The sequence below is a fragment of the Pseudomonas gozinkensis genome (assembly GCF_014863585.1).
In the GTDB taxonomy this organism is placed as follows: Bacteria; Pseudomonadota; Gammaproteobacteria; order Pseudomonadales; family Pseudomonadaceae; genus Aquipseudomonas; species Aquipseudomonas gozinkensis.
Genome location: NZ_CP062253.1, coordinates 4,203,172 through 4,227,767 on the forward strand (window position 1 = coordinate 4,203,172; position 24,596 = coordinate 4,227,767).

At 62.4% G+C, this 24,596-nt stretch carries 24 protein-coding genes; 10 read left to right on the forward strand and 14 right to left on the reverse strand.

Annotation, left to right across the window (positions count from 1 at the left end):
• The first annotated feature begins 5 nt into the window (after positions 1–5).
• Positions 6–821, forward strand: a complete 816-nt coding sequence (locus IHQ43_RS18600) for a gamma-carboxygeranoyl-CoA hydratase (RefSeq protein ID WP_085712437.1) — start codon at positions 6–8, stop codon at positions 819–821.
• Positions 821–2,770 (forward strand): acetyl/propionyl/methylcrotonyl-CoA carboxylase subunit alpha, encoded by a 1,950-nt coding sequence (locus IHQ43_RS18605; protein WP_192561637.1) that lies wholly within the window; start codon positions 821–823, stop codon positions 2,768–2,770. The genes IHQ43_RS18600 and IHQ43_RS18605 overlap by 1 nt, the downstream gene beginning before the upstream one ends.
• Before the next feature lie 39 nt (positions 2,771–2,809).
• Here the strand turns inward: IHQ43_RS18605 and IHQ43_RS18610 are convergent, their stop codons facing one another.
• Positions 2,810–3,466, reverse strand: coding sequence for a LexA family protein (locus IHQ43_RS18610; RefSeq protein WP_192561638.1), 657 nt, complete (start codon positions 3,464–3,466; stop codon positions 2,810–2,812).
• 129 nt (positions 3,467–3,595) lie between these two features.
• Here IHQ43_RS18610 and IHQ43_RS18615 point away from each other — a divergent pair, with 129 nt between their 5' ends.
• Positions 3,596–3,934 carry a DUF6124 family protein gene (locus IHQ43_RS18615; RefSeq protein ID WP_192561639.1) on the forward strand — a complete coding sequence of 113 codons (339 nt, stop codon included), beginning with the start codon at positions 3,596–3,598 and terminating at the stop codon, positions 3,932–3,934.
• A gap of 163 nt (positions 3,935–4,097) precedes the next feature.
• Here the strand turns inward: IHQ43_RS18615 and IHQ43_RS18620 are convergent, their stop codons facing one another.
• Entirely contained in the window at positions 4,098–4,316 is a 219-nt protein-coding gene (locus IHQ43_RS18620; protein ID WP_192561640.1) for a hypothetical protein, read from the reverse strand.
• A 97-nt stretch (positions 4,317–4,413) separates the two neighbouring features.
• On the opposite strand from IHQ43_RS18620, the gene IHQ43_RS18625 reads away from it, so the two are divergent.
• Both IHQ43_RS18625 and IHQ43_RS18630 read left to right on the forward strand, forming a co-directional pair.
• Complete coding sequence (locus IHQ43_RS18625; protein WP_192561641.1) at positions 4,414–5,565, forward strand: M14 family metallopeptidase; 1,152 nt, start codon at positions 4,414–4,416, stop codon at positions 5,563–5,565.
• Between the two features lie 145 nt (positions 5,566–5,710).
• A complete protein-coding gene (locus IHQ43_RS18630) occupies positions 5,711–6,919 on the forward strand; it encodes an MFS transporter (RefSeq protein ID WP_192561642.1) in 1,209 nt (402 codons plus the stop codon).
• A 7-nt stretch (positions 6,920–6,926) separates the two neighbouring features.
• On the opposite strand, the gene IHQ43_RS18635 is transcribed toward IHQ43_RS18630, so the two are convergent.
• On the reverse strand, positions 6,927–7,472 hold the full coding sequence (locus tag IHQ43_RS18635) for a cytochrome b (RefSeq protein WP_192561643.1): 546 nt from the start codon (positions 7,470–7,472) through the stop codon (positions 6,927–6,929).
• A complete protein-coding gene (locus tag IHQ43_RS18640; protein ID WP_192561644.1) occupies positions 7,469–8,563 on the reverse strand; it encodes a catalase family peroxidase in 1,095 nt (364 codons plus the stop codon). Before IHQ43_RS18640 ends, IHQ43_RS18635 begins: the two co-directional genes overlap by 4 nt.
• Before the next feature lie 157 nt (positions 8,564–8,720).
• Here IHQ43_RS18640 and IHQ43_RS18645 point away from each other — a divergent pair, with 157 nt between their 5' ends.
• The gene (locus IHQ43_RS18645) at positions 8,721–9,227 is read left to right on the forward strand and encodes an RNA polymerase sigma factor (protein WP_192561645.1); all 507 of its coding nucleotides are present in this window, start codon (positions 8,721–8,723) and stop codon (positions 9,225–9,227) included.
• Positions 9,224–9,976, forward strand: a complete 753-nt coding sequence (locus IHQ43_RS18650) for an anti-sigma factor family protein (protein WP_192561646.1) — start codon at positions 9,224–9,226, stop codon at positions 9,974–9,976. The genes IHQ43_RS18645 and IHQ43_RS18650 overlap by 4 nt, the downstream gene beginning before the upstream one ends.
• Before the next feature lie 5 nt (positions 9,977–9,981).
• Here IHQ43_RS18650 and IHQ43_RS18655 read toward each other — a convergent pair whose 3' ends face one another.
• The 7 genes from IHQ43_RS18655 to IHQ43_RS18685 all read right to left on the reverse strand — a co-directional run bounded on the left by IHQ43_RS18655 (position 9,982) and on the right by IHQ43_RS18685 (position 16,405).
• Entirely contained in the window at positions 9,982–10,953 is a 972-nt protein-coding gene (locus tag IHQ43_RS18655) for a Csu type fimbrial protein (RefSeq protein WP_192561647.1), read from the reverse strand.
• A complete protein-coding gene (locus IHQ43_RS18660) occupies positions 10,950–13,307 on the reverse strand; it encodes a fimbria/pilus outer membrane usher protein (protein ID WP_192561648.1) in 2,358 nt (785 codons plus the stop codon). The genes IHQ43_RS18655 and IHQ43_RS18660 overlap by 4 nt, the downstream gene beginning before the upstream one ends.
• 84 nt (positions 13,308–13,391) lie before the next feature.
• Positions 13,392–14,174 carry a fimbrial biogenesis chaperone gene (locus IHQ43_RS18665; protein ID WP_192561649.1) on the reverse strand — a complete coding sequence of 261 codons (783 nt, stop codon included), beginning with the start codon at positions 14,172–14,174 and terminating at the stop codon, positions 13,392–13,394.
• Positions 14,175–14,198: 24 nt separating this feature from the next.
• The gene (locus IHQ43_RS18670; RefSeq protein ID WP_192561650.1) at positions 14,199–14,699 is read right to left on the reverse strand and encodes a Csu type fimbrial protein; all 501 of its coding nucleotides are present in this window, start codon (positions 14,697–14,699) and stop codon (positions 14,199–14,201) included.
• 4 nt (positions 14,700–14,703) lie between these two features.
• Positions 14,704–15,240 (reverse strand): Csu type fimbrial protein, encoded by a 537-nt coding sequence (locus tag IHQ43_RS18675; protein ID WP_007951533.1) that lies wholly within the window; start codon positions 15,238–15,240, stop codon positions 14,704–14,706.
• Between the two features lie 20 nt (positions 15,241–15,260).
• The gene (locus IHQ43_RS18680) at positions 15,261–15,794 is read right to left on the reverse strand and encodes a Csu type fimbrial protein (RefSeq protein WP_192561651.1); all 534 of its coding nucleotides are present in this window, start codon (positions 15,792–15,794) and stop codon (positions 15,261–15,263) included.
• Positions 15,795–15,895: 101 nt separating this feature from the next.
• Positions 15,896–16,405, reverse strand: coding sequence for a Csu type fimbrial protein (locus IHQ43_RS18685; RefSeq protein WP_192565030.1), 510 nt, complete (start codon positions 16,403–16,405; stop codon positions 15,896–15,898).
• Between the two features lie 295 nt (positions 16,406–16,700).
• On the opposite strand from IHQ43_RS18685, the gene zapE reads away from it, so the two are divergent.
• Positions 16,701–17,834 carry a cell division protein ZapE gene (gene zapE, locus IHQ43_RS18690; protein ID WP_192561652.1) on the forward strand — a complete coding sequence of 378 codons (1,134 nt, stop codon included), beginning with the start codon at positions 16,701–16,703 and terminating at the stop codon, positions 17,832–17,834.
• 62 nt (positions 17,835–17,896) lie between these two features.
• Positions 17,897–19,210 carry a leucine-rich repeat-containing protein kinase family protein gene (locus IHQ43_RS18695; protein ID WP_192561653.1) on the forward strand — a complete coding sequence of 438 codons (1,314 nt, stop codon included), beginning with the start codon at positions 17,897–17,899 and terminating at the stop codon, positions 19,208–19,210.
• Positions 19,211–19,248: 38 nt separating this feature from the next.
• Here IHQ43_RS18695 and IHQ43_RS18700 read toward each other — a convergent pair whose 3' ends face one another.
• Complete coding sequence (locus IHQ43_RS18700) at positions 19,249–19,953, reverse strand: YebC/PmpR family DNA-binding transcriptional regulator (RefSeq protein WP_007951538.1); 705 nt, start codon at positions 19,951–19,953, stop codon at positions 19,249–19,251.
• Positions 19,954–20,172: 219 nt separating this feature from the next.
• Here IHQ43_RS18700 and IHQ43_RS18705 point away from each other — a divergent pair, with 219 nt between their 5' ends.
• Positions 20,173–21,579, forward strand: a complete 1,407-nt coding sequence (locus IHQ43_RS18705) for a type VI secretion system Vgr family protein (protein ID WP_192561654.1) — start codon at positions 20,173–20,175, stop codon at positions 21,577–21,579.
• 3 nt (positions 21,580–21,582) lie between these two features.
• On the opposite strand, the gene IHQ43_RS18710 is transcribed toward IHQ43_RS18705, so the two are convergent.
• Together IHQ43_RS18710 and IHQ43_RS18715 are read right to left on the reverse strand one after the other, a co-directional pair.
• Positions 21,583–22,980 (reverse strand): FAD-dependent oxidoreductase, encoded by a 1,398-nt coding sequence (locus IHQ43_RS18710; protein WP_192565031.1) that lies wholly within the window; start codon positions 22,978–22,980, stop codon positions 21,583–21,585.
• Between the two features lie 66 nt (positions 22,981–23,046).
• Entirely contained in the window at positions 23,047–24,372 is a 1,326-nt protein-coding gene (locus IHQ43_RS18715; RefSeq protein WP_192561655.1) for an MFS transporter, read from the reverse strand.
• Positions 24,373–24,596: the final 224 nt, after the last annotated feature.

Here is a 24,596-nt window from a genome sequence, read left to right on the forward strand (position 1 = left end):
ACCTCATGAGCGACTTCAACACCCTCGAACTGCAAAGCGATCCACGGGGTTTCGCGACCCTGTGGCTGAGCCGCGAAGAAAAGAACAATGCGTTCAACGCCGAGATGATCCGCGAGTTGATTCTGGCTTTGGACAAGGTTGCCAGCGACGCCAGCCTGCGTTTTTTGCTGGTGCGCGGACGCGGCAAACACTTCAGCGCCGGCGCGGATCTGGCCTGGATGCAGCAATCGGCCGAACTCGATTACCACACCAACCTCGACGACGCCCGGGAACTGGCGGAGCTGATGTACAACCTCGCCAAGCTGAAAATCCCGACCGTGGCCGTGGTGCAAGGCGCGGCGTTCGGCGGCGCATTGGGCCTGATCAGTTGCTGCGACATGGCGATTGGCGCCGATGACGCGCAGTTCTGCCTGTCGGAAGTGCGCATCGGTCTGGCGCCGGCGGTAATCAGTCCGTTCGTGGTGCAAGCCATCGGCGAACGTGCGGCGCGGCGTTATGCGCTGACGGCCGAACGTTTCGGCGGGCAGCGGGCACGGGAAATCGGCTTGTTGTCCGAGAGCTATCCAGCGACCGAGCTTGAACAGAAAGTCGAGCAATGGATCGACAATCTGCTGCTCAACAGCCCCGCCGCCATGCGCGCCAGCAAGGATCTGTTGCGTGAAGTCGGCAACGGCGCGCTGACGCCGGCCCTGCGCCGTTACACCGAAAACGCCATCGCCCGCATCCGCGTCAGCCCGGAAGGCCAGGAAGGTCTGCGGGCCTTTCTGCAGAAGCGTCCGCCGAGCTGGCAAGCCGCAACCACCACCAAGGAGCCGCGTTGATGAGCGCACCTGTTCTCACCACCCTGCTGGTGGCCAACCGTGGCGAAATCGCTTGCCGGGTCATGCGTACCGCCAAGGCGCTGGGCCTGACCACCGTGGCCGTGCACAGCGCCACCGACCGCGAGGCTCGGCACAGCCGTGAAGCCGACATCCGCGTCGATCTGGGCGGCAGCAAAGCGGCCGACAGCTATCTGCAAATCGACAAACTGATCGCAGCGGCCAAGGCCAGCGGCGCTCAGGCGATTCATCCGGGGTATGGCTTTCTGTCGGAAAACGCCGGTTTTGCTCGCGCCATCGAAGCGGCCGGCCTGATCTTCCTCGGCCCTCCCGCCTCTGCCATCGACGCGATGGGCAGCAAATCCGCCGCCAAAGCCCTGATGGAAACTGCCGGCGTGCCGCTGGTGCCGGGTTATCACGGTGAGGCGCAGGATCTGGACACCTTCCGTGACGCGTGCGAGCGAATCGGTTATCCGGTGTTGCTCAAAGCCACCGCCGGCGGTGGTGGCAAGGGCATGAAGGTCGTTGAAGACGTCAGCCAATTGGCTGAAGCGTTGGCCTCGGCCCAGCGTGAAGCGCAGTCATCGTTCGGCGATTCGCGGATGCTGGTGGAGAAATACCTGCTCAAGCCGCGTCATGTGGAAATCCAGGTGTTTGCCGATCAGCATGGCAATTGCCTGTACCTGAACGAGCGCGACTGCTCGATTCAGCGTCGGCACCAGAAGGTCGTTGAAGAGGCGCCGGCACCTGGGCTAAGTCCGGAATTGCGTCGGGCGATGGGTGAAGCGGCTGTGCGTTCGGCGCAGGCCATCGGTTACGTCGGTGCCGGCACGGTGGAGTTTTTGCTGGACGCTCGCGGCGAGTTCTTCTTTATGGAGATGAACACGCGGTTGCAGGTCGAGCACCCGGTCACCGAAGCCATCACCGGGCTCGATCTGGTGGCCTGGCAGATTCGTGTTGCGCGTGGCGAAGCGTTGCCGATCACTCAGGATCAAGTGCCGCTGAAAGGGCATGCGATTGAAGTTCGGTTGTATGCGGAAGATCCGTCGAACGATTTCCTGCCGGCGACCGGGCGTCTGGATCTGTATCGCGAATCCGCAGCAGGGCCGGGGCGCCGTGTAGACAGCGGCGTTGAGGAAGGCGATGAGATTTCGCCGTTCTATGACCCTATGCTCGGTAAATTGATTGCCTGGGGCGAGGATCGTGAGCAGGCGCGGCTGCGGCTGTTGAGCATGCTCGATGAGTTTGCGATTGGCGGGTTGAAGACCAACATCAACTTCCTGCGGCGGATCATCGGTCATCCGGCGTTTGCAGCAGCGGAACTGGATACCGGGTTCATTCCTCGCTATCAGGAACAGTTGTTGCCAGCGCCTGCTGCGCTGAGCGATGAGTTCTGGGATGCGGCGGCGCAGGCTTTCGCGCAGAGTCTGCCGGGAGCAGCTCGGGCGGATGATCCAGCTTCGCCTTGGGCGCTTCACAGTGGTTTGCGGGCCGGATTGCCTCGTGAAATTACTCTGCATTTGAGTTGCGAGGGACAGGATCGGGCGCTGACGCTCGGTGCTGGCAGCAATGCAAAACTGATCGGCGAGCATCTGGTGCTCGAGCACGATGGGCTGCGTCGACAGCTGCGTGCGATTCGTCGTGGAGAGGTTCTGTACCTGCAATGGGACGGCGAGTTGCGGCGTGTTGAAACGTACGACCCGATCAGTGCTGTCGAGGCCAGTCACAGCCATCAGGGCGGTCTGACGGCGCCTATGAACGGCAGCATCGTGCGGGTTCTGGTGGAGGCCGGGCAATCGGTTGACGCCGGCGCGCAATTGGTGGTGCTGGAAGCGATGAAGATGGAACACAGCATCCGCGCGCCCCACGCCGGGGTGATCAAGGCGCTTTATTGCCAGGAGGGCGAAATGGTCAGCGAAGGCAGTGCACTGGTCGAACTGGAAGAAGCTTGAAAGGAGGATCGATCCTACGCCTGGCGAGGATCGATCTGACTAGTATTTGGCCGTCGCCTGAACCACAACGCCGATAATTCGGCACTCGTCGGTCAACAAGGCTTTCGGCCAGGTCGGATTGAGCGGCACCAGGTAACGCTGGCCGCCCTCTTCGATCAGTTTGCGGAAAATCGCCTCATCACTGTCCGGCCACTGGGCGATCACCAGTTTGCCGGGCTCGGCTTCAAGCGCCGGATCCACCAGGATCATCATCCCCTCGCCGATGCTTTGCCCGGTGGGCGCGGTCATCGCATTCCCCATCACGGTGAGCCAGAACGCCGGGCCGCGGGCGTGGTAGTCCGTCAGTTCGAAACGTCGCTTGTCCTTGGCACTCGAATACGCTGGCTGGCTCTCACGGGCCTCGATCGGCGCATTCCACTCGCTGACCGGATAGCGAAAGTAAGGGTTGTACTTCTGCGCCAGGGGCATTTCGTCGTCCGCATCGATCTGCGGTTCGCGAATCACCACTGCGACCTCGAGATACTCCATGCCCAGTGCTTTCAGCACGCGGTTCATCTGCGTGATGCCGGGCTCGCGGCGCTTGTTCAGCCAATGGCCGATACCGCCCTGAGACATGCCGACGCGCTCGCCGAGCTCGACTTGAGTGACGTTGAGTTCACTCATTTTGGCCTTGACCAACTCAATCCATTTATCCATGTGCGGCACCATACGTGGACGCCTGCGGCCAGCAAAACACATATTGTAGTATTTAAATTCTGGTCACAAATACCAATAGTACTATTCTTGAGTCACGGATTTGAATCGACCAAGGAGTGACCTTTCACCATGAATATCACCAGCAAAGACTTGCCCGACCTGCAAATGGACACCACCTTCACGTCCCCGCAAGGGTGTGCCGCTGCGCAACGGGCGTTGGACTATTACTTGAAACCAGCTGTGTCAGAACCGGAAGTGGATGAGCGCTTTTTCGGCGTAAACAGCAATCTGAGTGGCGAAGAATCGCTGGTCCACGCCTCGGATCTGCTGCGATGTGCAGCGGCTACGGCGTTCAAGGCAGCGGACAGCTTGCAGGGCGTCAATCGGGATCTGGCGTTTTCGGTCGTGCACATGGTGGACATGGCGCGGGCGATGGTTGATCACTCGCTCGATGGCGCGGTTCGCTGAAGACGGGAGTTCGGACGGACAGGAAAGAATTTTCCAATCGCGCAGATAAAAACATTTGACTTGCAAATGATAATGATTATTATTGCAAGCAGCTGGTCGCGAGATCAGTCGATGGACCAGAGACCTTAGGTCGGTCTTCTGGACTATCTCCTCATCAGGCTAATCACGGTTTTTGACCCGGCTTTTTGCCGGGTCTTTTTTTTGCCAGTTTTCTGGCTTGTGGCTTCAGGCTAATGAAGTCTTTGGGTGCCGCAAATTCGATGGCGCGGATAATATCAAAAGAATATTGCTTGGCAAGCGGACCCCGGCCACATTGGGGCAAAGTAATGCCAATTAGCACTTGAGAATCAATCGCACAGCCACTAAGCTGCGTTCGCGTCATGGAGGACGCCCCCCGCCGCAACCCGCAATTTACCTCGGTTTCACCCCTGTCTTGCGTGTAAAGTAGCCGCCATAAAAATCATATTCAGGAACCGATTATGACCGTGGCCAAATCTTCGTTCGACATCAGCGCCAACTTCGACAGCGGCAACATCCAAGTCATCGACATCAGCAATCCGCTCAACCCGGTTCTGGCAATTCGGCCAGATACCCGCAGCGCCCATTTCCAGTGGTTCCACTTCAAGGCCAGCGGCCTGCACGTCCATCAGGAACACTGGTTCCGTCTGGTCAACGCCAGCCAATCCTCATACAACAAAGCCTGGACCGGCTATCAGGCGGTCGCTTCCTACGACCACGTCAACTGGTTCCGCATTCCGACCCAATTCGAAGGCGACAGCCTGCGCTTCTGCCTCGAAGCCGAGCAGACTCACGCCTGGTTCGCCTACTTCGAACCTTACAGCCGTGGCCGTCATGACTGGCTGATCGAGCAAGCACTGACCAAGGCCGGCACCGAACTGCTGGCCACCGGCAAAAGCGTCGAAGGCCGCGACATCCAGCTGCTGCGCAAAGGCACCGGCGCTGAAGGTCGCCGCAAGATCTGGATCATCGCCCAGCAACATCCCGGCGAGCACATGGCCGAGTGGTTCATGGAAGGCGTGATCGAACGCCTTGAACATCACGACGATCCGGTGTTGAACAAACTGCTGGCCAGCGCCGATCTGTACCTGGTGCCGAACATGAACCCGGACGGCGCCTTCCACGGCCACCTGCGCACCAACGCCATGGGCCAGGACCTGAACCGCGCCTGGCAGAACGCCAGCCAGGAAGTCAGCCCGGAAGTACTTTTCGTACAACAGCAGATGGAAAAGTACGGCGTCGATCTGTTCCTCGACGTACACGGTGACGAAGAAATTCCCCACGTGTTCACCGCCGGTTGCGAAGGCAATCCGGGCTACACGCCGCGCCTGGAGAAACTCGAAGAGCACTTCCGCAGCCACCTGAAGCACACCACCAAAGATTTCCAGACCAAGTACGGCTACACCCGCGACGAACCGGGTCAGGCCAACATGACCCTGGCCTGCAACAGCGTCGGCCAGAAGTTCGACTGCCTGTCGCTGACCCTGGAAATGCCGTTCAAGGATCACGACGACGCACCGAACCCGCTCACCGGCTGGTCGGGCAAACGCTCGAAGCAACTGGGCAAAGACGTGCTGACCACCGTCGCGGACATGGTCGACACCCTGCGCTGATCCCCCCTGATTTTCGCTTCACGAAAGATCGCAGCCTGTCTGCGATCTTTTTTTTGCGTCGACTTTATCCAATCAGGTTGCAAATCAAAACCGGATTACTTACCGTCAATCAAGTTTCAAATTGAAACCTAAAAGGATCCGGGACATGAACACTGCAACCCTCGATAAAGGTGTCGTTCTGCTTTTCGCCATCGCCTGCGGCCTCGCGGTGGGCAACGTGTATTACGCCCAGCCGCTGCTGGATGCGATGGCCGACGCCTTTGGACTGTCACCGGGCAGTATCGGGATCGTCATGACGCTGACCCAGGTCGGCTACGGCCTCGGGCTGTTATTGCTCGTGCCACTTGGCGACTTGCTCAACCGCCGGCGACTGATCGTCACGCAAACGCTGTTGTCCGCCGCTGCCTTGCTGATGATTGCCATGGCCTCGAACAGCGCCTGGCTGCTGATCGGCGTCACCCTGACCGGCCTGCTTGCCGTGGTCACCCAGGTGTTGGTCGCCTACGCCGCAACCCTGGCTGTCCCGGCGCAACGTGGAAAGGTTGTGGGCGTGATCACCAGCGGCATCGTCGTGGGCATTCTGCTCGCGCGCACGGTGGCGGGCGGCATGGCCGATCTGGCCGGCTGGCGCTCGATTTATCTGCTGTCGGCGGGACTGACGCTGGTGATGGCCGTGCTGCTGTTTCGGGTGTTGCCCAAGGATGAAGAAGCACGACCGGGCACACGATACGTGGTACTGATCGCTTCAGTATTCACTCTGTTTCGTGAGGAACCGGTGCTGCGCCAACGAGCGATCCTGGCCCTGCTCACCTTCGCCAGCGCCATGGTGCTGTGGACGCCGATGGTGCTACCGCTCGCCGCCCCGCCGCTGTCGCTTTCCCACAGTGAAATCGGATTGTTCGGACTCGCCGGCGCGGCAGGCGCACTGGCCGCTGCCAGAGCCGGACATCTGGCGGATCGAGGATGGGGACAAAGGGTCAGCGGGCTCTCGCTGATGCTGATGCTGGGCTCGTGGCTGCCGATCGCACTCACCCAGTCTTCATTGTGGGCGTTGCTGCTTGGCGTCATCACCCTGGATCTGGGCTTGCAAGCCGTGCACGTCACCAGCCAGAGCATGATCTACAGCGTCCGCCCAGAGGCGCAGAGCCGACTGACTGCCGGCTACATGCTGTTTTACTCAATTGGCAGCGCCTCGGGCTCAATCGCCTCGACGGCCATGTATGCCTGGGCAGGATGGCCAGGAGTCTGCTGGCTGGGTGCCGCAATCAACATGGTCGCGCTGTTTTATTGGTGGCTCACACTGGCCACACCGAAACGTGGCGAGGCTGCTTGCGCCCTCGCCACGTCGGACTGACACCCTATCAACCGCGATGGCGTCCCCGCAGCATGCTGTCGAGCACCTCGTCGCGGCGCACCCAGCCATGGAACAGCGCCGCCGCCAGGTGCAGCAGCACGGTCAGGAACAACAGATACGCCAGATACCCATGAGCCTTGCGCAGCAACGCAAACACCTGCGCATCCGCCGGCACGATCGACGGCAATTGCAGCGACGTGCCAAGCATCACCGGATCCCCCGCCGCGCTGATCATCGCCCAGCCCAGCAGCGGCAGCACCAGCATCAGCGCGTACAGCAACAGATGAGAGGCCTTGGCCGCCATCACCTGCCAGCCCGGCAGATCCGCCGGCAGCGGCGGCTGACGAGTGCCCAGTCGCACCAGAATGCGCACGATCACCAGCAACAGAATCGCGATGCCCAACGGCTTGTGCAGATTGATCAGCCATTCATGCCGCGCCGACACCGAGGTCACCATGCCGGCGCCGATGAACAACATCGCGATGATCATCAACGCCATCAGCCAGTGCAGCAACCGCGCCAGCGGATTGAAATGAGTCGGTTGCGTGCTCATGGGCGAGCCTCCTTTTTGCCGGTCGGCAGTTGGCTGACTTCGCTGGTGCGACGCAGGTAGGAATCGGCGTAACCGGCCGAGCGCGCGGCCAGCAAGGGGTCGTCGGAACCCTGAATGCCGGCCGGCAGCACCAGCGGATCGTAGTTGATGTCACGGCATTCGCCGCTGAGTTGCGGCTGGGTCTTTTCCAGCACCAGAGTGCCGGCGTTCAACATCTTGCGACCGGCGGGCCAGCTCTTGCTCGCATCGTTCACCGGATCGTCGGCATTGGCCAACGTGATGTTCAACTGAAAGCGCAGCGGCCCTTCGGCCAGGCGTTGCACCAGGTCCTTCTCAAGGAAGTCGCTACCTTCAGGCGCAGTCGCACCGGCAGCGTCCTGGGCCAGAGGCGTCATGCTCCAGCGCACTGCCTGCTTCTTGCCGCTGGCATCCACCAGATAGAACGCGTTGACGCTGTTGTAGGTTTCCGTCGCGTAACTGGCAGAAGGTTTGGCGGTTTTAATCCAGGTCAGAAACGGCACGGCTTCCGGGTGTGCGGCAAAAAATGCCGGCACCTTGGACGGATCCGGCTTGCCCGTGGCAGGATCCGGCGATTGCGCCTGCTGCAACTGATAGAACGCCTCGGGCGTGCCGACCGGGAACACAGGCATGCTGTTCATCCCGGTGCGCCACTGCTGGCCGTTGGCTTGAGAGAAACGCAGCGCCAGACTGCGGATCGGTACGGCGCTGTCCGGCGCATACGGACTGCCGGCCGGCAAAGCGAAACGCCCGACCACCGGCGTGCGCGGCTCGTTGAACACTTGCGCGACAGAATACGGGCGAGCCTCGCCGCTGCTCTCGAAATGTCCGATCACGCAAACACCTTTGGCGTGATTGCGGCGAAAGCCGGGATGCACGCCGTTGTTCTTTTCCAGCACGTCGACCAACGCTTTTGGCGTCAGACGTTGTGGGTCAAATGAACCATGAACGTAGGCAAACGCCCCGGCCAGGGCTGCGACCACCACGGCGATTCCGCCAAGACGCAACACCAGGCTCGCGGCACTCAGTGGCGGGCGTTGTGGCCCGCCGGGCGATGAGCTGCGATCAACCATGAAGCACTCCAGGGCCATCGGCCACAAGTAGGAAGAATCAGCAAGACGCACGCCATCGGGATTTATTCCACGGCCCGGTATTTATTTTTCAGGACGTGGAATAACCTCCAATGCCGGGCGTCTTCCTAGTCCACAGCGTAGTGACTAGCAGAACTTCATGAGCGAATTCGACGAACAACTGAGAGAAATCATTCCCAGATTGCGGCGCTTTGCCGTGTCGTTGACCCGCAACGGCAGCAGCGCCGACGACCTGGTACAGGCCAGCCTGGAGAAGGCGCTGTCGGGTTGGGGCGACAAACGCGCCGATGGCGATCTGCGCGCGTGGCTGTTTTCGATCCTGTACCGGCAGTTTCTTGATGCGCATCGGCGTTCGCGGCGTTATGCGCGGATGCTCGAATTCTTCACCGGCCGCGATGACACCGAGCCCTCGGTGGAACGCACCGTGATTGCCCAATCGACCCTGCAGGCCTTCGACCGATTGCCCACCGAACAGCGCGCGCTGCTGCTGATGGTGTCAGTGGAAGGCCTGACTTATAAGGAGGTCGCCGAGATTCTCGACGTCCCCACCGGCACCGTGATGTCGCGCCTGTCCCGTGCTCGCCAGGCCCTGCGCCAGCTCAGCGACGGGGAAATCAACAGCCCTTCCTTGCGGATACTCAAATGATCAGTCTGCCCCCCAACGAACGTGACCTGCACGCCTATGTCGACCACCAGCTCAGCGAGGCCGACCGGCATGTGCTGGAAACCTGGCTCGCCAGCCATCCGGACGAAGCGGCGCAGGTTCGCGCCTGGCAACAGGATGCCCAGCACCTGCGCGCCGCCCTCGGTGGTGCGTTGCAACAACCGGCCAATCCGGACCTTGATCCGTCGCTGATCCGCCAGCGACTCAAACGCCAGTCGCGCCGCCAATGGGCCAGCGCGGCGGTGCTTTTGATTGCTGTCAGCCTCGGCGGTGTCGGTGGCTGGAAGGCCCGGGACATGACCGTGTTTCATCCCCCGGCACCGATGACGGACGCCTTGCAGGCGTACCGCTTGATCGCCCAGCAAGGGCTTCTGCCGGCGGACTACAAGGTCGACGGCGACGGCGATATCCAGCGCTGGCTCGACCGCTATTTCACTCAGGCCAATCGCCTGCCGGACCTGACGTCGGCGGGTTTTGCACCGGTCAGCGGCCGTCTGCTGAGTACCGATGAAGGCCCGGCGGCGATGGTGATGTATGAAGACCAGAACGGGCACAAGGTCAGTTTCTACGTGCGCCCACCGGGACCGAAAAATACCTTTCTGCCCCGGGGCAGCCGTCAGGACGGGGATCTGCAGGCCGAATACTGGTCCGGCAAGGGCTACAACTACGCGATGGTCAGCCCGACCGATACCCCGGCGGCGAAAATGCTCAAGCAATCCGTGAGTTTCTAGCCGCTTCAGAACCCCACATCCAGTACCACATTGTCCAGGTAGGTTCCGGCGGGCGGTGTGGTCTGGTCGGTGTAGATTTTCGCGTTGTAATTGAAGATCTGGCTGCCGGTGCCCAGCCCGTTGCCGGGGTTGACCTCGGCATCGCTGCTGGCCCGGCGGGCCGCGCCGACACTGCCCCAACGGGTGGTCCCGGCGCTCTTGAAAATGTCGTAGGCCAGATAGTTGCTGCCGGAAATCATCCGCCGCCGCCCGCCGACACTCAGCGCATTCTGCCCGTCGTTCAGCCCCACGGTGTAGGCACTGCCCTTGGTGCAGGCCAGGTTGATGGTCTGCCCGGTCACCACGGTAAAAGCGCTGATGACCGGCGCACTGCCAAAGGCGATGTTCGGCGCAGTAATGGTGCAGTCGTTGGCCACCGTCAGGTTGACCGTCAGCGTCGTGGTGCCACTGCTGATATCGCGTCCCAGACAGATGCCGCCGACGCCGATCCCGGAGCAGTAGTTCCAGTTCCAGAAGATGCTCAGGGTTTCGGTGTATACCCCCGCCGCCACGTTGCTGCCGATGGTGGTGCCGAAATAAAGCGGCACGGTTTTCGGCACGGTGCCGGCCAGCAAGCCGAGGGCATCAATGATGCCGTTGCGGGCGAAGTCATAGGCGGTGCCGCGCGTCAGCGGGTAACTGGTGCTGTTGTTGGCGTAGATCGTGTAGCCGATCACATCGCCAGTGGGCCCGAGCAAACCGCTCTGGGTCGAAGTGACGGTGGCCCAGAAATGGTCATTGTTGGTCAACAGCGACAGCAGCGAACCGGTACAACTCAAGCCGCCGTTCAGGGTGGAACTGGGTTGCGAGGTGGTGCGCACGGCGATCGAGCTGATGTTCCCGAACCCGGCCGGCGTGGTGGTGACCACCGAACACAGCGCCTGCGCCAGCCCCGGCAGCAGCAACAGCAGCCACAGAACAAGCCGCGCCCGGATCATTGGCACACCAACGGGCCGATCAGCGGCACTTCGTTCTGCTTCAGATCGACGCTGAATTGCGCCTGGCAGGTTTTGCCGTCCGCCAGGGTCACCCGCAGCGAATTTTGCGCCTGGAGGTTTTCCAGGTAGACCAGTCCGTCCCAACCGACCACCGTCCGCGCGCCGCTCTGTTCATGCAAAACGCCACTGCCCAGCGGCAATTCCTTTTGCTGCGCATCCACCAGCACGATGCTCGCGGCGATCACCCGGCTCAACGGAAACTCCAGCAGATAGCCACTGCCCCGGCGCACGGCAACACGTTGCTCGACATTCGGGCTGCGCACGTTGGCCGGCAGGTTCAGCGGATCGATTTCGTACTTGCCCCGGTAATAGGCGCTGCTCCACGGCACCAGCAAGTGACCATTGCGGTCGGTCTGACCGACCTGCTGGTTCTCGTAACGCACCGGAATGTCCGCGTAGCCATCAGTGCTGACCACCACGAACGCATCGTCGATACGATTGGCGGCGAACACTTGATCATCCATCCACACCAGCGAGCCGCTGGCATCGGCCCAACGGGTTTCGGCGTCGGACGTCCCGTAGACGCCCGCCTGCAATTGCACCGATTGCAGACGCCAGGTCACGTCCGCCTGGCGGTAATCGGCGCCGTCACCCTTGGCGTAGCCGAGATTGAAGCCCACCCCGCCCTCGGACGGCACGGCGCGGCTGTAGTTGACCCGCTGCTGCGTCTGCCCGGTCTTGCTGCGTTCGCTGCTGATGGCCAGGCTGCCGCGCAGGTCGAACGGAATCACCAGTTGCGCCTGCACCGCCCAGTTGCTGTCACCGATTTCACGGTTGGCCGACAGGTAGAAACTGCTGTTGCGCCACAGCGGTTTGCTCCAGCTCAGGTTGAGCAACCGTGTGCGGGTTTCGTCTGCCGCGCGAATGTCGAAATATCCGACGCCGAGACTGCCCCAGCGTTCGAGGTTGAGGCTCAGGGTCGCCTGCTCACTGCGCTTGCTGAGCGTGGTGTAAGGGCTATCGACCACGGTCAGGTCGGCATAGCGATCGCGGCGTTGCAGACGCTGATAGGAAAAGCTGTAGCGCTGACCGCTGTATTGATAACCGAGGCTCAGTTGCTGGCCACCGTCACCGTCGAAACGGCTCTGGCTGATCGCGCTGTTGAGCACCCCGAAATTGCCCAGCCGCAAGTTACCGCCCAGCCCCCCCAGAGTCAGGGAATCCGCCGCTTCGGCATGACTCTCCAGAGTAAACGTGTCGCTGACGCCATAACGCAAACTGCCCGAAGTCACGCCCGGCCCATAGCTGAAATCCTTCAGGCCGTAATCCCGGCGTAGCGTACCGGCGGCCACCGAAAAGTCGCTCAGGCCTTTCTGCAACAGGCTGCTGGTGACATAGAACGGCACCGTGGTCGACACCTGCCGGCCCAGCGCATCAGTGGTCACCACCACCGCCTCACCCGCGCCGTTGATAAACGGAATGTTGGTCAGGGTGTACGGCCCCGGTTGCAGATCGGTGCTGCTGGATTTGTAGCCGTTGATGAACAGATCCACCGAGGACGGCACTGCCGCTTCCCCGGCGAACTGCGGCAGCGGGTAGGTCACCAGATCCGGACGCACTGCAAAATCCCGCGAGAACTGCACGCCGCCCAGGCGCACCGAACTGCTCCAGGGCAAGGCGCCGCTGACCACGTCCCCGGCCTCGTAGGTCAGCATCCGCTCGTCGTCGGAATAGCGCCAGGTGGTGTCGTAGCGCAGATAACCGTTGTCCAGCGTGCTGACCGCATCCCCCGACAGCGTGCGGCGATATTGCCCGGTGTTCAACAACGTGCCCCAACTGTCGAACACCCGCACCTCGTTCCACGCCGCCAGATAGGTGCCGGCGTCGTCGGTGTCATTGAGGTACAGGTCATAGTTGAACAAGGCGCCGAAACTGCTCAGCGCCGGGGTGCGTGGATAGACTTCACGGTTGCCGATGAACTGCTCCGGCAGCCAGTCCGGCGGCACGTCGAGCAGCAAGCGCTGGCTGACGCTGTCGTAGTCGCTGTGCAGGCCCGGCAGGCCGTCGAGATCGACTTCGGCACCAGCGTCTTCCGGCAGCTTCATGCCGGTGTCGCGCAATACGCTGGCCGGCAGGAACAGGCGACCGCCACGCTGCTCCACCGCCACCACCCGACCGGTATTCATCTGGTTGACCACCAGTTCCAGAAACAACTGTGCATCGCTGACGGCCTCCATGCCGCTGGGAGGCGGCGGCAGTTCGCCGGCCCCGGATGGATGAATGAACATCAGGCACCACGCGCCGGTCATGAGCCACAACGGACGCTGAATACGGCGAGCCCATCCCGGACTCATTAGCGTGTTCTGTCCGTCAATGGACTGATTCCTCCTGAAACCGCTGGCGCCGAAGCCCGAAAGCTTCGGCATGACTCGCTACGGCTACCGCGCCGGCGGAATGCTCTGCACCTTTGCCGCGCCATTGATCCGCCCAGCCAATTCTCCCGCCACCGGTGCCGGTGCCGGCCAGCGCATCACCGCGCCGGGCAGCACGTAACCGAGCAGGCCTTCGGCCAACGGTTTACTTTGGCTGCCCTGCTTGATGGCGACATCAGTCAATCGCGCATGAACCGCGCCCTGATTGCGCACTTCCACATAAGGACGGCCCTCCACCGCCACCGTGCGCCAGCTCAATTGCGGCAGGCCGACGCCCTTGGGGTCACGCTGACGGGTGCTGTCTTCCTTGCTCCACAGCCCAGCGCCATACGCGAACAGGGGCACCGAGTAGCGCATCTGGAAGCGGATCGCCGCAGCGGTCTTGCCGTCTTCGGCAACGGGGGGCTGAGCCGAGGGGATTTCATCGATGATGATCCGGTACGCCAGTTCCTGGCCTGGCGGCACGTCCTTGGTTCGGGTCAGGCGTACCAGTTGCTTCTGACCCGGCTCGATCTTCGCCACCGGCGGGCTGCCGATCACCTCGCGCTGATTGCGGTATTGCTCTTCGAAACCGCTCTGGCTCCAGCCGAACACGCGGATCTGCAGGTTGGCGGTTTCAGTGCCGCGATTTTCCAGCCACAGCGCACTGGCCTGCTGGTCGGCCTCCAGCACCGGATCGATCGGCCAGATCAGCACCGAACTGGCGGCCTGGGCGTTGAGCGTCCCGAACATGACCAGCGCCAGGACGGCGCAACACACGGACGAATAGCGTGACGTGAAAAACCCCATGAACCTGCTCCTTGTCATTTCACATCACCACGACAGCTGCACCTGCAACACATCGCTGTATGTCCCCCCGGGCTGATTGCCCGGCAATTGCACCTGTCCGTAGATCGGCAGACTGATGTTGTTCGCATCGCTGTAGGCCACCGCCACACTTTGGCCGATGCCCAGGCTCTGGCTGTACGCCGCATCGCGAAACAACGCATAGGCCACCTTCGCGCTGCCTCCGCTGATCTGCATGCGTCGCCCGCCGCTGTTGTACTGGCCGCCATCGACCGTCATGTTCAGGGTCACGCCCGGCGTGCATTGCAGCGTGACGCCACCGGTCAACGCGACCTGCACCGTGCCGGTGGCCAGCGCCGAACGCGAACCGAAATTCAGCCCGCCATAGTTCGATACGCCCCCCACCACCAGACAGCCCGGTGTCACCGTGGCGCTGACCTGAAAACTCTGGCTGGTCACCGCCGCCAACGGCAGCGGCAAGCTGCCCGCACACAGCAGGAGCAGCGCCGCACAACCATGACGGCCCATGGCACTAGAACGTCAGTTCGACGGAAATCGTGTCGGTGTAAGTGCCCGCCGGCAGTCCGGCCTTGCCCACCGCCTGACCGTAGATGTTCACGGTCTGCGCCACACCGGTGCTGGCGGCGAGGTTGATCACCCCGTCGATGGCCAGCAATTGCGAGTGCCCGGCGTCGGTGTACAGGTCGTACGGCACATAGTTGGCGACCCCGTCGTACAGCGCCCGGGTGCCTCCTGGCGAGAGCCCGTCATGGGCGCCGGCCCGAACCTTGACCGTCGGCGTGGTGCCGGCCGAGCACAGGATCGACAGCGCCCCGCCCCCGCCGCCCAGCACTTGCCCGGTCGCGGTGGTGAACAGGCTGTTGGCGGTGCCGAAGTTCAACGCACCGAAGTTCAGCCCGGTAGAGCCGCCGGAGCCGTTGACCTGGCAACTGCTGATCAGGATCAGGCTGGAGGTGATCTGGCCGGTGACCGTGGTGGCGGCATTGACGCTGGAAGCCAGCGTCAGGCCGAGCAACGACAAACCTATCCTTGATGCAATCGTACGCATGGTGTCCGTCCTCTACGGGGTTACCAGTCGAGCGTCACCGTCAGGGTGTCGGTATAGACACCGGCCGGTACCGCGCGGGTGTTCGCCACCACCGAGCCAAATACCGGGATGGGTATCTGTGCGCCGCTGGTGACAGCGAAATTGTGTTGTTGACCGATGCTGTAGCTCTGGCTGCCCGAGGCATCGAGAAACAGCTGATAGGGGAGTGTCTGGCGCCCGTTGCTCAGGCGGCGTGTGGTGCCGTCGCCATGGGTGCCGCCGTCGATTGTCACGGTGAACCCGGTGACCGAAGGGTTGCAGGCGACATTGAGCTGGCCGCTGCCCGCTTCGCTGAGGCTGGCCTTGATCGGTGCGTTCCAGGTGGGGCCCTGCTGGCCGAAATCGAGAGTACCGAGCCCGTCCACCGGGCTGGCGGGGCTGGTGGCGTTGGTCACTTCGCAGCCGGCAATCAGCGTCAGCCGCGCAAGGATCTGCCCACTGACCGCCGCTGATGCGACCTCGGTGAACAACAGCAGCGTGGCTGTGGCGATTACCCGCCCGTGTCTGCCCATCATTGAGCCCCTACTCCTTCAGGATCACTCGACCACTGCGCTCATCATTGAACGCCCTTCCCTGCGCCACCCGGCTCCACCGGATGGCTGAAAAATCTCCACGATCACCAGGTGACCGTGACCTTCACCAGATCCGAATACCGGCTGACCCGTGGCACTTCGGCCATCCGCTCGATCCGCCCGTATAACGGCAAGTCGACCGTGCCGCTGTCCGGCACCCGGCCGCTGACCGGCACATCCACCACCAGCGGCACCCGCCGCGCGGCGTCCTGATACAAGCGATAAGGGATCGGCTTGCTGCCGGCCTCCCCCGCCATGTAGCGCACTTCACCGACTCCGCCGTGCAAACCGCCGTCGACGCGCAACTGGTACGGGGTGTCCGGGTTGCATTCCAGACGCGGCAGGCGCGAATGGGTCAGCGCCGCTCCGAGTGGGCCGTCGTGGTCACCGAGCCGCGCCGTGGTGCCGAAGTCGAGAACGCCCAGTTGCTCGATGCCGGCCTCGCGTTGCTGGCCGATCAACTGGCAACCGCGCTGCACATCGACCCGCACTTCGACCTGAAGGTCGGCGGCGTGGACCGGTAATATGAGCCCGCCCAGCAATGCCCAGACCATCCCTGCATTCACTGCCTGTTCCTTGATGGCGACAGCGTCTCTGCCGTTACAGTGTTTCAGGTTAGCAACGGACGGCAATTGCGCCAGTCGATTGGATCCAGCTATCCGCCGGGATATGTTTCGAAATCTTGGCAATACGTCGATTTATAGTGTTGAAAAAACCTGTACGCGCCGAAGATTGCTGTCTGGAAAAACGCCGGCCCGATAAAGCGCAGTGGAAGCAAAACTACCCGCCTGGTTACACTACGCCGCCGCGCTCGGGGGGAGCCGGCCCGATGATGACGGAGTGACTGAAGTGCCCGCCCGACCGCCCGAACGTTCGCGTCTGACCCAGCGTTGGTCAGCCTTGCGCCGCCTCTTCGGCAAACGCTCCACTGCCGCCAAGGGCCAATGTACCGCCAGCGCGCAATCGGTCCGTGACTATTTCCGAAACAAGGCCCACGGCCAGGGCTACACCCTCAGCCACAGCCAGCAGCGGGTCATCGACTGCATGGCCCATCAGGCCGGCCTGTTGTTCGGCACCCCTGCGCAAACCCCGCCCAGCCTGTATCTGCACGGAGCGGTCGGGCGCGGCAAGAGCTGGTTGCTGGACGGATTTTTCCAGGCGTTGCCGATCCAGCAAAAACGCCGCCTGCACTTCCATGGGTTTTTCGCCCAGTTGCATCAGGGCATGTTCGAGCACCGCGACCGCGACGACGCCCTCGCCGTCACCCTCGACGCGCTGCTGATGGACTGTCGGGTGCTGTGTTTCGATGAGTTTCACGTGCATGACATCGGCGATGCGATGCTCATCACCCGCTTGTTCAAGGCGCTGTTCAAGCGCGGGATCCTGTTGCTGGTGACCTCCAATTACCCGCCCGAAGGCTTGCTGCCCAACCCGCTCTACCACGCGCGGTTCAAACCGGTGATCGACCTGATCCATGCGCGCATGCAGGTCATGGAAGTCGGCGGCCCGCACGATTACCGCAGCCAGGCGCGCCGTCATGCGCATCAAATGTTCACCCAGGGTCATTACGTCTGGCCGGCCACCCCGGCGCAGCGCCTCGCCTTGAACCTGCCGCCCCTCAACGCCACGCCGTTGCCTTTGGCGGTCGGCAGCCGGCACTTGCAGGCGCGGCTGTGCGAAGACCGGCGCGTCGGTTTCACCTTCAACGACCTCTGCGAACAGCCCACCGCCGTGATGGATTATCTGGAACTCTGCCGGCGCTTCGACCACTGGATCATCGATGAACTGCCGGAACTGGGCGAATGTTCGATCGCCGCCCAGCAGCGTTTTATCAACCTGATCGACGTGCTCTACGACCAGGACAAACACCTGACCCTGCTCGGCCAGCTCCCGTTACGTGAAAGCCTCGGCGGTCAGGCGATCGATCTGGCCCGTACTCGCAGCCGGCTCGGGCAATTGCGGGAAGTGCACGAACCGGGCTGATTTGCCGTTATCATGCGCCCCATTTCCGGCGCCCCGGCGCCTTCTCGATAGCGATCATTTTCATGCACACCCTTGCACAACTGCGCGCCGGCGAACTGTCGGGCATCACCCGGCTGGATCTGGCTGAAGGCCTCAGCGAATTTCCGCCAGAGATTTTCAACCTGGCCGAAACGCTGGAAGTGCTCAACCTGAGCGGCAACGCCCTGAACCGCCTGCCGGACGACCTGCACCGTCTGACGCGCCTGCGCGTGCTGTTCTGCTCCGACAATCAGTTCACGCAATTGCCGGTGTGCCTGGGTCAGTGCCAGGCGCTGACGATGATCGGTTTCAAGGCCAACCGGATCACTCAGGTGCCCGGCGCGGCGCTGCCGCCGAACTTGCGTTGGCTGATCCTGACCGACAACGCCATCGAAACCCTGCCCACGGAACTGGGCGAGCGCCCGTTGCTGCAGAAACTCATGCTCGCCGGCAATCGCCTGCGCGCCCTGCCGCCGTCACTGAGCCAGTGCCATCGGCTGGAGCTGATCCGCATCGCCGCCAACCGGTTGACCGAGTTGCCGCAATGGCTGCTGACCCTGCCGAGCCTGACCTGGCTGGCCTACGCCGGCAATCCGTTGGAAACCGAAGCCGATGCCGCCGCGCTCGACGCTGCGCCCCTGATCGACTGGTCGGCGCTGCATCTGGATCAACGGCTGGGCGAAGGCGCTTCCGGGGTCATTTACCGGGCGCATTGGCAACCTGACAATCAGCCGGCCACGCCAGTGGCGGTCAAGCTGTACAAGGGCGAAATGACCAGCGATGGCTCGCCGCTGCATGAAATGAACGCGTGCATCACCGCCGGGCTGCACCCGAACCTGATCCGCGTCGAAGGCCGCATCGACCAGCATCCCGATGGCCAGCAAGGCCTGGTGATGCAGTTGATCGATCCGAGCTACCGCAACCTGGCCGGGCTGCCGAGCCTGGCGTCCTGTTCACGGGATGTGTATGCCGATGATTGCCATTTCAGCGCCGACGTTGCCTTGCGCATCGCTCGGGGCATCGCCTCCGTCGCGGGGCATCTGCACCGTCACGGCATCACCCATGGTGATCTTTACGGACACAACATTCTGTTGAACGATCAGGGCGACTGTCTGCTGGGGGATTTTGGTGCGGCGTCGTTCCATGCCATGGCGGACACGCCTGAAACCCGCGCGCTGCAACGCCTCGAAGTGCGGGCGTTCGGAATTTTGCTGGGGGAACTGCTGGCGCGCATCGACTCGGGGTTGAGCGATGAACAGCGTCAGGTGCTGGAAGCCCTGGAACAGCGCTGTTGTCAGCCGGATGTGCTGGCGCGGCCGGGGTTCGGCGAGATCAGCCAGGTGTTGCAAGACGCCTGAAAAAAATCGCAGCCCGAGGGCTGCGATTTTCTGGTGTGTCAGCCGGCCAGACCGACGAACATGTCCTGCACGTCGTCATGGTTGTCGAGGCCTTCGAGGAACGCCTCGACTTCAGCCATCTGCTCGTCGCTCAGGCCGCTGACCGGGTTCTTCGGCTGGTAGCCCAGTTTGGCCGACAGCACGGTGAAGCCTTGTTCCGGCAGGGCTTTCTGCACCGAGTCCAGGTCAGTCGGGTCGGTCAGGAACAGGGTCGCGCCCTCTTCGCCCGGCTCGAAATCCTGGGCGCCGGCTTCGATCGCGGCCATTTCCGGATCGGCGTCCGGGGTGTCCGGCGACGCTTCGATCATGCCGACATGGTTGAAGTCCCAGGCAACGGAACCGGAAGCACCCAGTTGGCCCTTGCGGAACGCCACGCGGATTTCCGCCACGGTGCGGTTGATGTTGTCGGTGACGCACTCGACGATCAGCGGCACCTGATGTGGCGCGAAGCCTTCGTAGGTCACGCGATGGTATTGAACGGTTTCGCCCAGCAGGCCAGCACCCTTCTTGATGGCGCGATCCAGGGTTTCCTTGGGCATCGAGGCTTTCTTGGCCTGTTCGACCACCAGACGCAGGTGTGCGTTGGTGGCGGTATCGGCACCGTTACGCGCAGCAATGGTGATTTCCTTCACCAGTTTGCCGAAGATCTTGCCCTTGGCGTTGGCTGCCGCTTCTTTGTGTTTAACCTTCCACTGTGCGCCCATTACTCACTCTCTTGATCTGTGGCGCCGAGACATCTATTGGCCGACGCATGGCGCCAAGTTTATACGGCCTAAAGTCGGCAATCGACCAAAAATTCCGATGCGCATCGACATCTTCTACGCGCCTTGTAGGGCGATTCTGAAAAACCGGTTTGCCACGTCCATTCAACGTCGCGTTTTCGTACCCTCTGTCGCCCGTATTGCCTGACAGAGCCCGCCCCCATGCTCAATGACAAGGAAAGTCCGTTTACGCTGACCCTGGCCGAAGGCGGGATAAGCCTGCCGGTCCTGCGCTTCAGCGGTCATGAAGCGCTGAATCAGCCCTATCGGTTCGAGATCGAGGTCATGGGTCTGGCACCCGCCTGGTCACCCGGCACACTGTTGCATCAGGCAGCGTTTCTGCACCTGGATGACGACCACGGGATTCACGGCATCATTCAAAGTGCCAGTTGCGAACACCGGGCGACGCACCGGATCGCCTACCAACTGGTGCTGGTGCCCCATCTGCAATCGCTCGAGCAACATTCCGTACGCCGGGTCTTCACACAATTGAGCGTGCCGGACATCCTTGAGCAACTGATCATCGAACATCACCTGCCTGCCCACAGCTATCGGTTCGAGATGACCGTCGGCCACTACCCGCTGCGCCCGTTCTGCATTCAGTACGAAGAAACCGACCTGGCCCTGTTGCAACGGCTTTGCGAGGAGGAAGGCATTCACTATCACTTCGAACATCAGCCGGACGGCCATGTGGTGGTATTCGCCGATGACAGCCTGAGCCTGCCGCAGCAACCGACGGCCATTCCTTTCAACACGCAGATCGATGCGCCGTCCACCGGCCTCAGCAGCCTGTTCCAGCGCCACGAGGCAGTGCCGCCTCAGATGCCCACCGGCGTGCGTGAACGAGGACAGCCGATCAGGGGCCAGGAGGCCGCTAACCACACGCTGGGAAGCGCCATCGCCCCACCGGGATTTCTGCCGAGCGCACAACGCTACGTCGCCCAACGCAGTCGCCGACTGCTGGAGCGCCAACGTTGCCGGTCGCGCTCGATCCTGGGGCGCAGCGATTGCCTGCGACTGCTCAGCGGGCGCCTGTTGCAGGTCATGGAGCACCCGGTGAGCGGGTTCAACGAGCAGTGGCTGATCACGGAATTGCGTCATCAAGGCCAGCAACCTTCGATTCTCGATCCAGTGCCGACGGTTCGTCGCTATCACAACGACTTCACGGCGCTCCCCTGGTCAACCCCGTTTCGCCCGCCGCAGAAACAACCGCGTCCTGGCATTCCGGGGTATCACCCGGCACAAGTGCTCGGCGCGCCGGGGAAACCGGCACAAGTGGACGATCAGGGGCGCATCGCCGTGCGGTTATGGCCCGAACAGCCTCATGCAGACGCAAGTGAAGGGCTGTGGTTGCCGGTGGTCATGCCCCATGCCGGCGGGGGCCTGCCTCGGGAAAATCTGCCCTGCGCCGGCAGCGAGGTCTGGGTGAGTTTTCTCGACAGCGATCCCGACCGGCCGATCCTCTGCCTCGACGCCTGCCGCCCGCGAACGTCGCAGCCCACAGAAACCGAGCCTGACGACGACCTCTTGCTCGACTGGCTGCTCAACCGCTCCGCCCCGCCGCGCTGACGATCAACCTTTGTCGGCCTTGCCCGCCGCCGCCGCGAATTTTGCCAGACGCACGTCAAGGTGCCGGGGCCGCCGACCGTGATCCTCGGCGCGCTCCTTGCGGCGAATGGCGTTGCGCACCATCAGCGAGCCGAGGTAGCGGATCGGCTCCGGCGGAAAGTAACCCAGCGGCCCGTTGACCAGCGGCGAGCGCGTCCACGGGTTGTCGAGGCCCTGCACCAGCGAAGCGAGAATCTGCCCGCCCATGTGGCACGGCCCGACACCGCTGCCGGAATAACCGAAACCGTAGAACACATTGCCGCTGGCACTCATCTGGCCGAAGAACGGCAGGCCGGTGACCGAGCGATCCGAAGGGCCGTTCCAGGTTGCGTCGACTTTCACATCGGCGAACGCCGGGAAGAAGTCGTCGAGGCTGCGCTTGAGCAGCCCGGTATAGGGCGATGGCTGGTCGAACACCGGCAGCATCCGCCCGCCGTAAGCGAAGGTGTTGCCACCCTTGCCGAGCATGATCCGGCCGTCCGGGGTGTTGTGGTAGTAGTGCACGAAAATCCGCGAGTCGAGCACGGTGACGCCGCTGGTCAAACCGATTTCCTGCAACAGATCCGGACGCGGTTCGGTGATCAGCATGTCGCTGGAAACGATCGCCACGCTGCGCTCGAACTGCGGAAAAGCACGGGCCATCCACGCGTTCATCGCCAGCACCACGCGGTCGGCGGTCACCCGGCCGTTCGCCGTGTGAAGGCGCGCCGGACGGCCCTCCTCCAGCCCGGTCATCGCCGTGCCTTCGTGAATCCGCACGCCCAGTTGCAACGCCACCCGGCGCAAGCCGCGCACCAGTTTGCCCGGCTGCACACTGGCGGCGGCCGGCGAGAACCAGCCTTCCAGATGTTTTTCCGATCCGGACATGCGCTGTACATCGGCGACCGGCCGCTGGGTAAACGAGTTGATGCCGTTGCGCTCCAGTGCCGCAATCACCGCATCGGTGGAGCCGCATTGCGCGCGGTTGGTGGCGGTGTAAAGCGTGCCATCGAGCCGGTAATCGGCATCGACGCCGTACTGCTCGCAGAACTCGCCGATGGCGTGGATGCTGCGCTCGGATTCCTTGACCAGACGCACCGCCTCTTCGACGCCGAACAGCCGCTCCAGGGTGAAATACTTGGCCGACCATGACAGCGCACAGCCGCCATTGCGCCCACTGGCGCCGGCGCCGCAGATGTCGGCTTCGATCAGCAACACGTCGAGTTCGGGGTTCTGCTGCTTGAGCATGATCGCCGTCCACAACCCGGTGTAACCGCCGCCGACGATGCACACGTCGGTGCGCACATCGCCTTGCAGCGGCGGGCAAGGTTCGGACGTGTCGAGCTGCAAAGCCTGCTCCAGCCAAAACGGTCTCATGAAAATTCTCCAGTCAGTTGGCCACGGCACAGCCTGCCGCGAGTGCCGCAGCAGGCCGCGAGGCAAGGGTTTTCAGTTACGCAGGGGTTTGATGGTCAGGGCGCGATTGGGCACTGAGGCACGCGGTTCCATGACGCCGACGGGGCGGCTGTTCCAGTGCGGAATCAGCACCAGCGCCGAGAACAGCGCACAACCGGCGAACACGATGAACACCGTCACCGAATCGAAGTAACCCGGCAGCAACCCACCGAGCACCGCACCGACGGAGCCGCAGCCATTGACGAATCCGGCCGCCGTGGCGCCGGCCTTGGCCTTGCCGAAGTCGATGGCGGCCGCGCCGCTGATCATCGAGTCCGGGCCGTACAGGGTCAGGCCCATCACGAACAACAGTGCGACCACCAGCATCACGCTGCCGGTGTGCAAGGCACCCATGAACAGCGCCAGCGTCACGGTCAGCGCCAGCAGGCTCAACACGCAGGCCGGCATGCGTCGGGCACCGAACAGTTTGTCCGACGCCAGACCAATCATGATCGGACCCAGCAGACCGGCCAGTTCAAACGCGGTGGGAATGATCGCCGCACCGACTTTGCCGACCGAGGGCATCTGTTCGAACACGATCACCGGCCCCCACAACAGAATCGCGTAACGCGCCGGTTTCAGCAGGAAATACGCCAGACCCAGCACCAGCACCGTGCGGTTGCGCAGGATTTCCTTGAGCGGTTCCCACATGCTGAGTTTGCTGTTGGCTTCGGCTTCTTCGGCGCTGATGACCGGCTCCGGCTCCACGGCGGGCAGGCCGACGTCTTCCGGTTTGTCGCGCTGGAAGATGAAGAACAACACCGCCACCACCGCGACCACCGCCGCACTGGAAATGAACGCCGCGTGCCACGATCCAATCAGCGTGTACGCCCACCAGCCGGCGAACGGCGACGCCACCAGACCGCCGAATGCATAACAGGAACTCCACAACCCGAGCACTCGCCCGCGCTGTTCGGAAGGGAAGAAACTGCCGAGGTTCTTGCACAGCCCCGACCAGCCGGTGGACTGCGCCAGCCCTTGAATCAACATACAGGTGGCGAAGATCGGCAAGGTCGCGAAACTGCCCATCACCAGCGCCGCAGCGGCGGAAATCAGCAAACCGCCAAGCACCACAACTCGCGGGCCGAAGCGGTCGGCGAGCATGCCCCAGGTGAACTGGCCGATGGCGTAGGCCGCCAGGTAAATCGCGTCGAGGTTGGCCATGGCCATTTTGTCGAGGGTGAAGCTGGGGTCTTCGGCGATGCCCAGTTTGGCCACCGAAAAGGCTTTGCGGGTGAAATAGAACGCGGCGTAAGCGAGCCAGGTGACAGCGAAGATCTGCATGCGCCAACGCGCAAGGGTGCCGATGTGCTTGTTCATTGTGGTTCTGACCTCAGGGTGTGAGTGTGCCGGCAGAATCGATGAGTAAACGCCTGTGTTTTTTATTGTTGAGCACTGCGATATCACCCCGTCCCTTCGGCGATACCGGTCAGATGAGTCCTGGTGTTGCACGCACAGGCTCATGGCCAGCGTCGCTGCCCGAGCGGGCAGTCAGCGTTGGCGTGAGCCGATCAAAGCAATTACTGTTTAATAAATAAAATCGA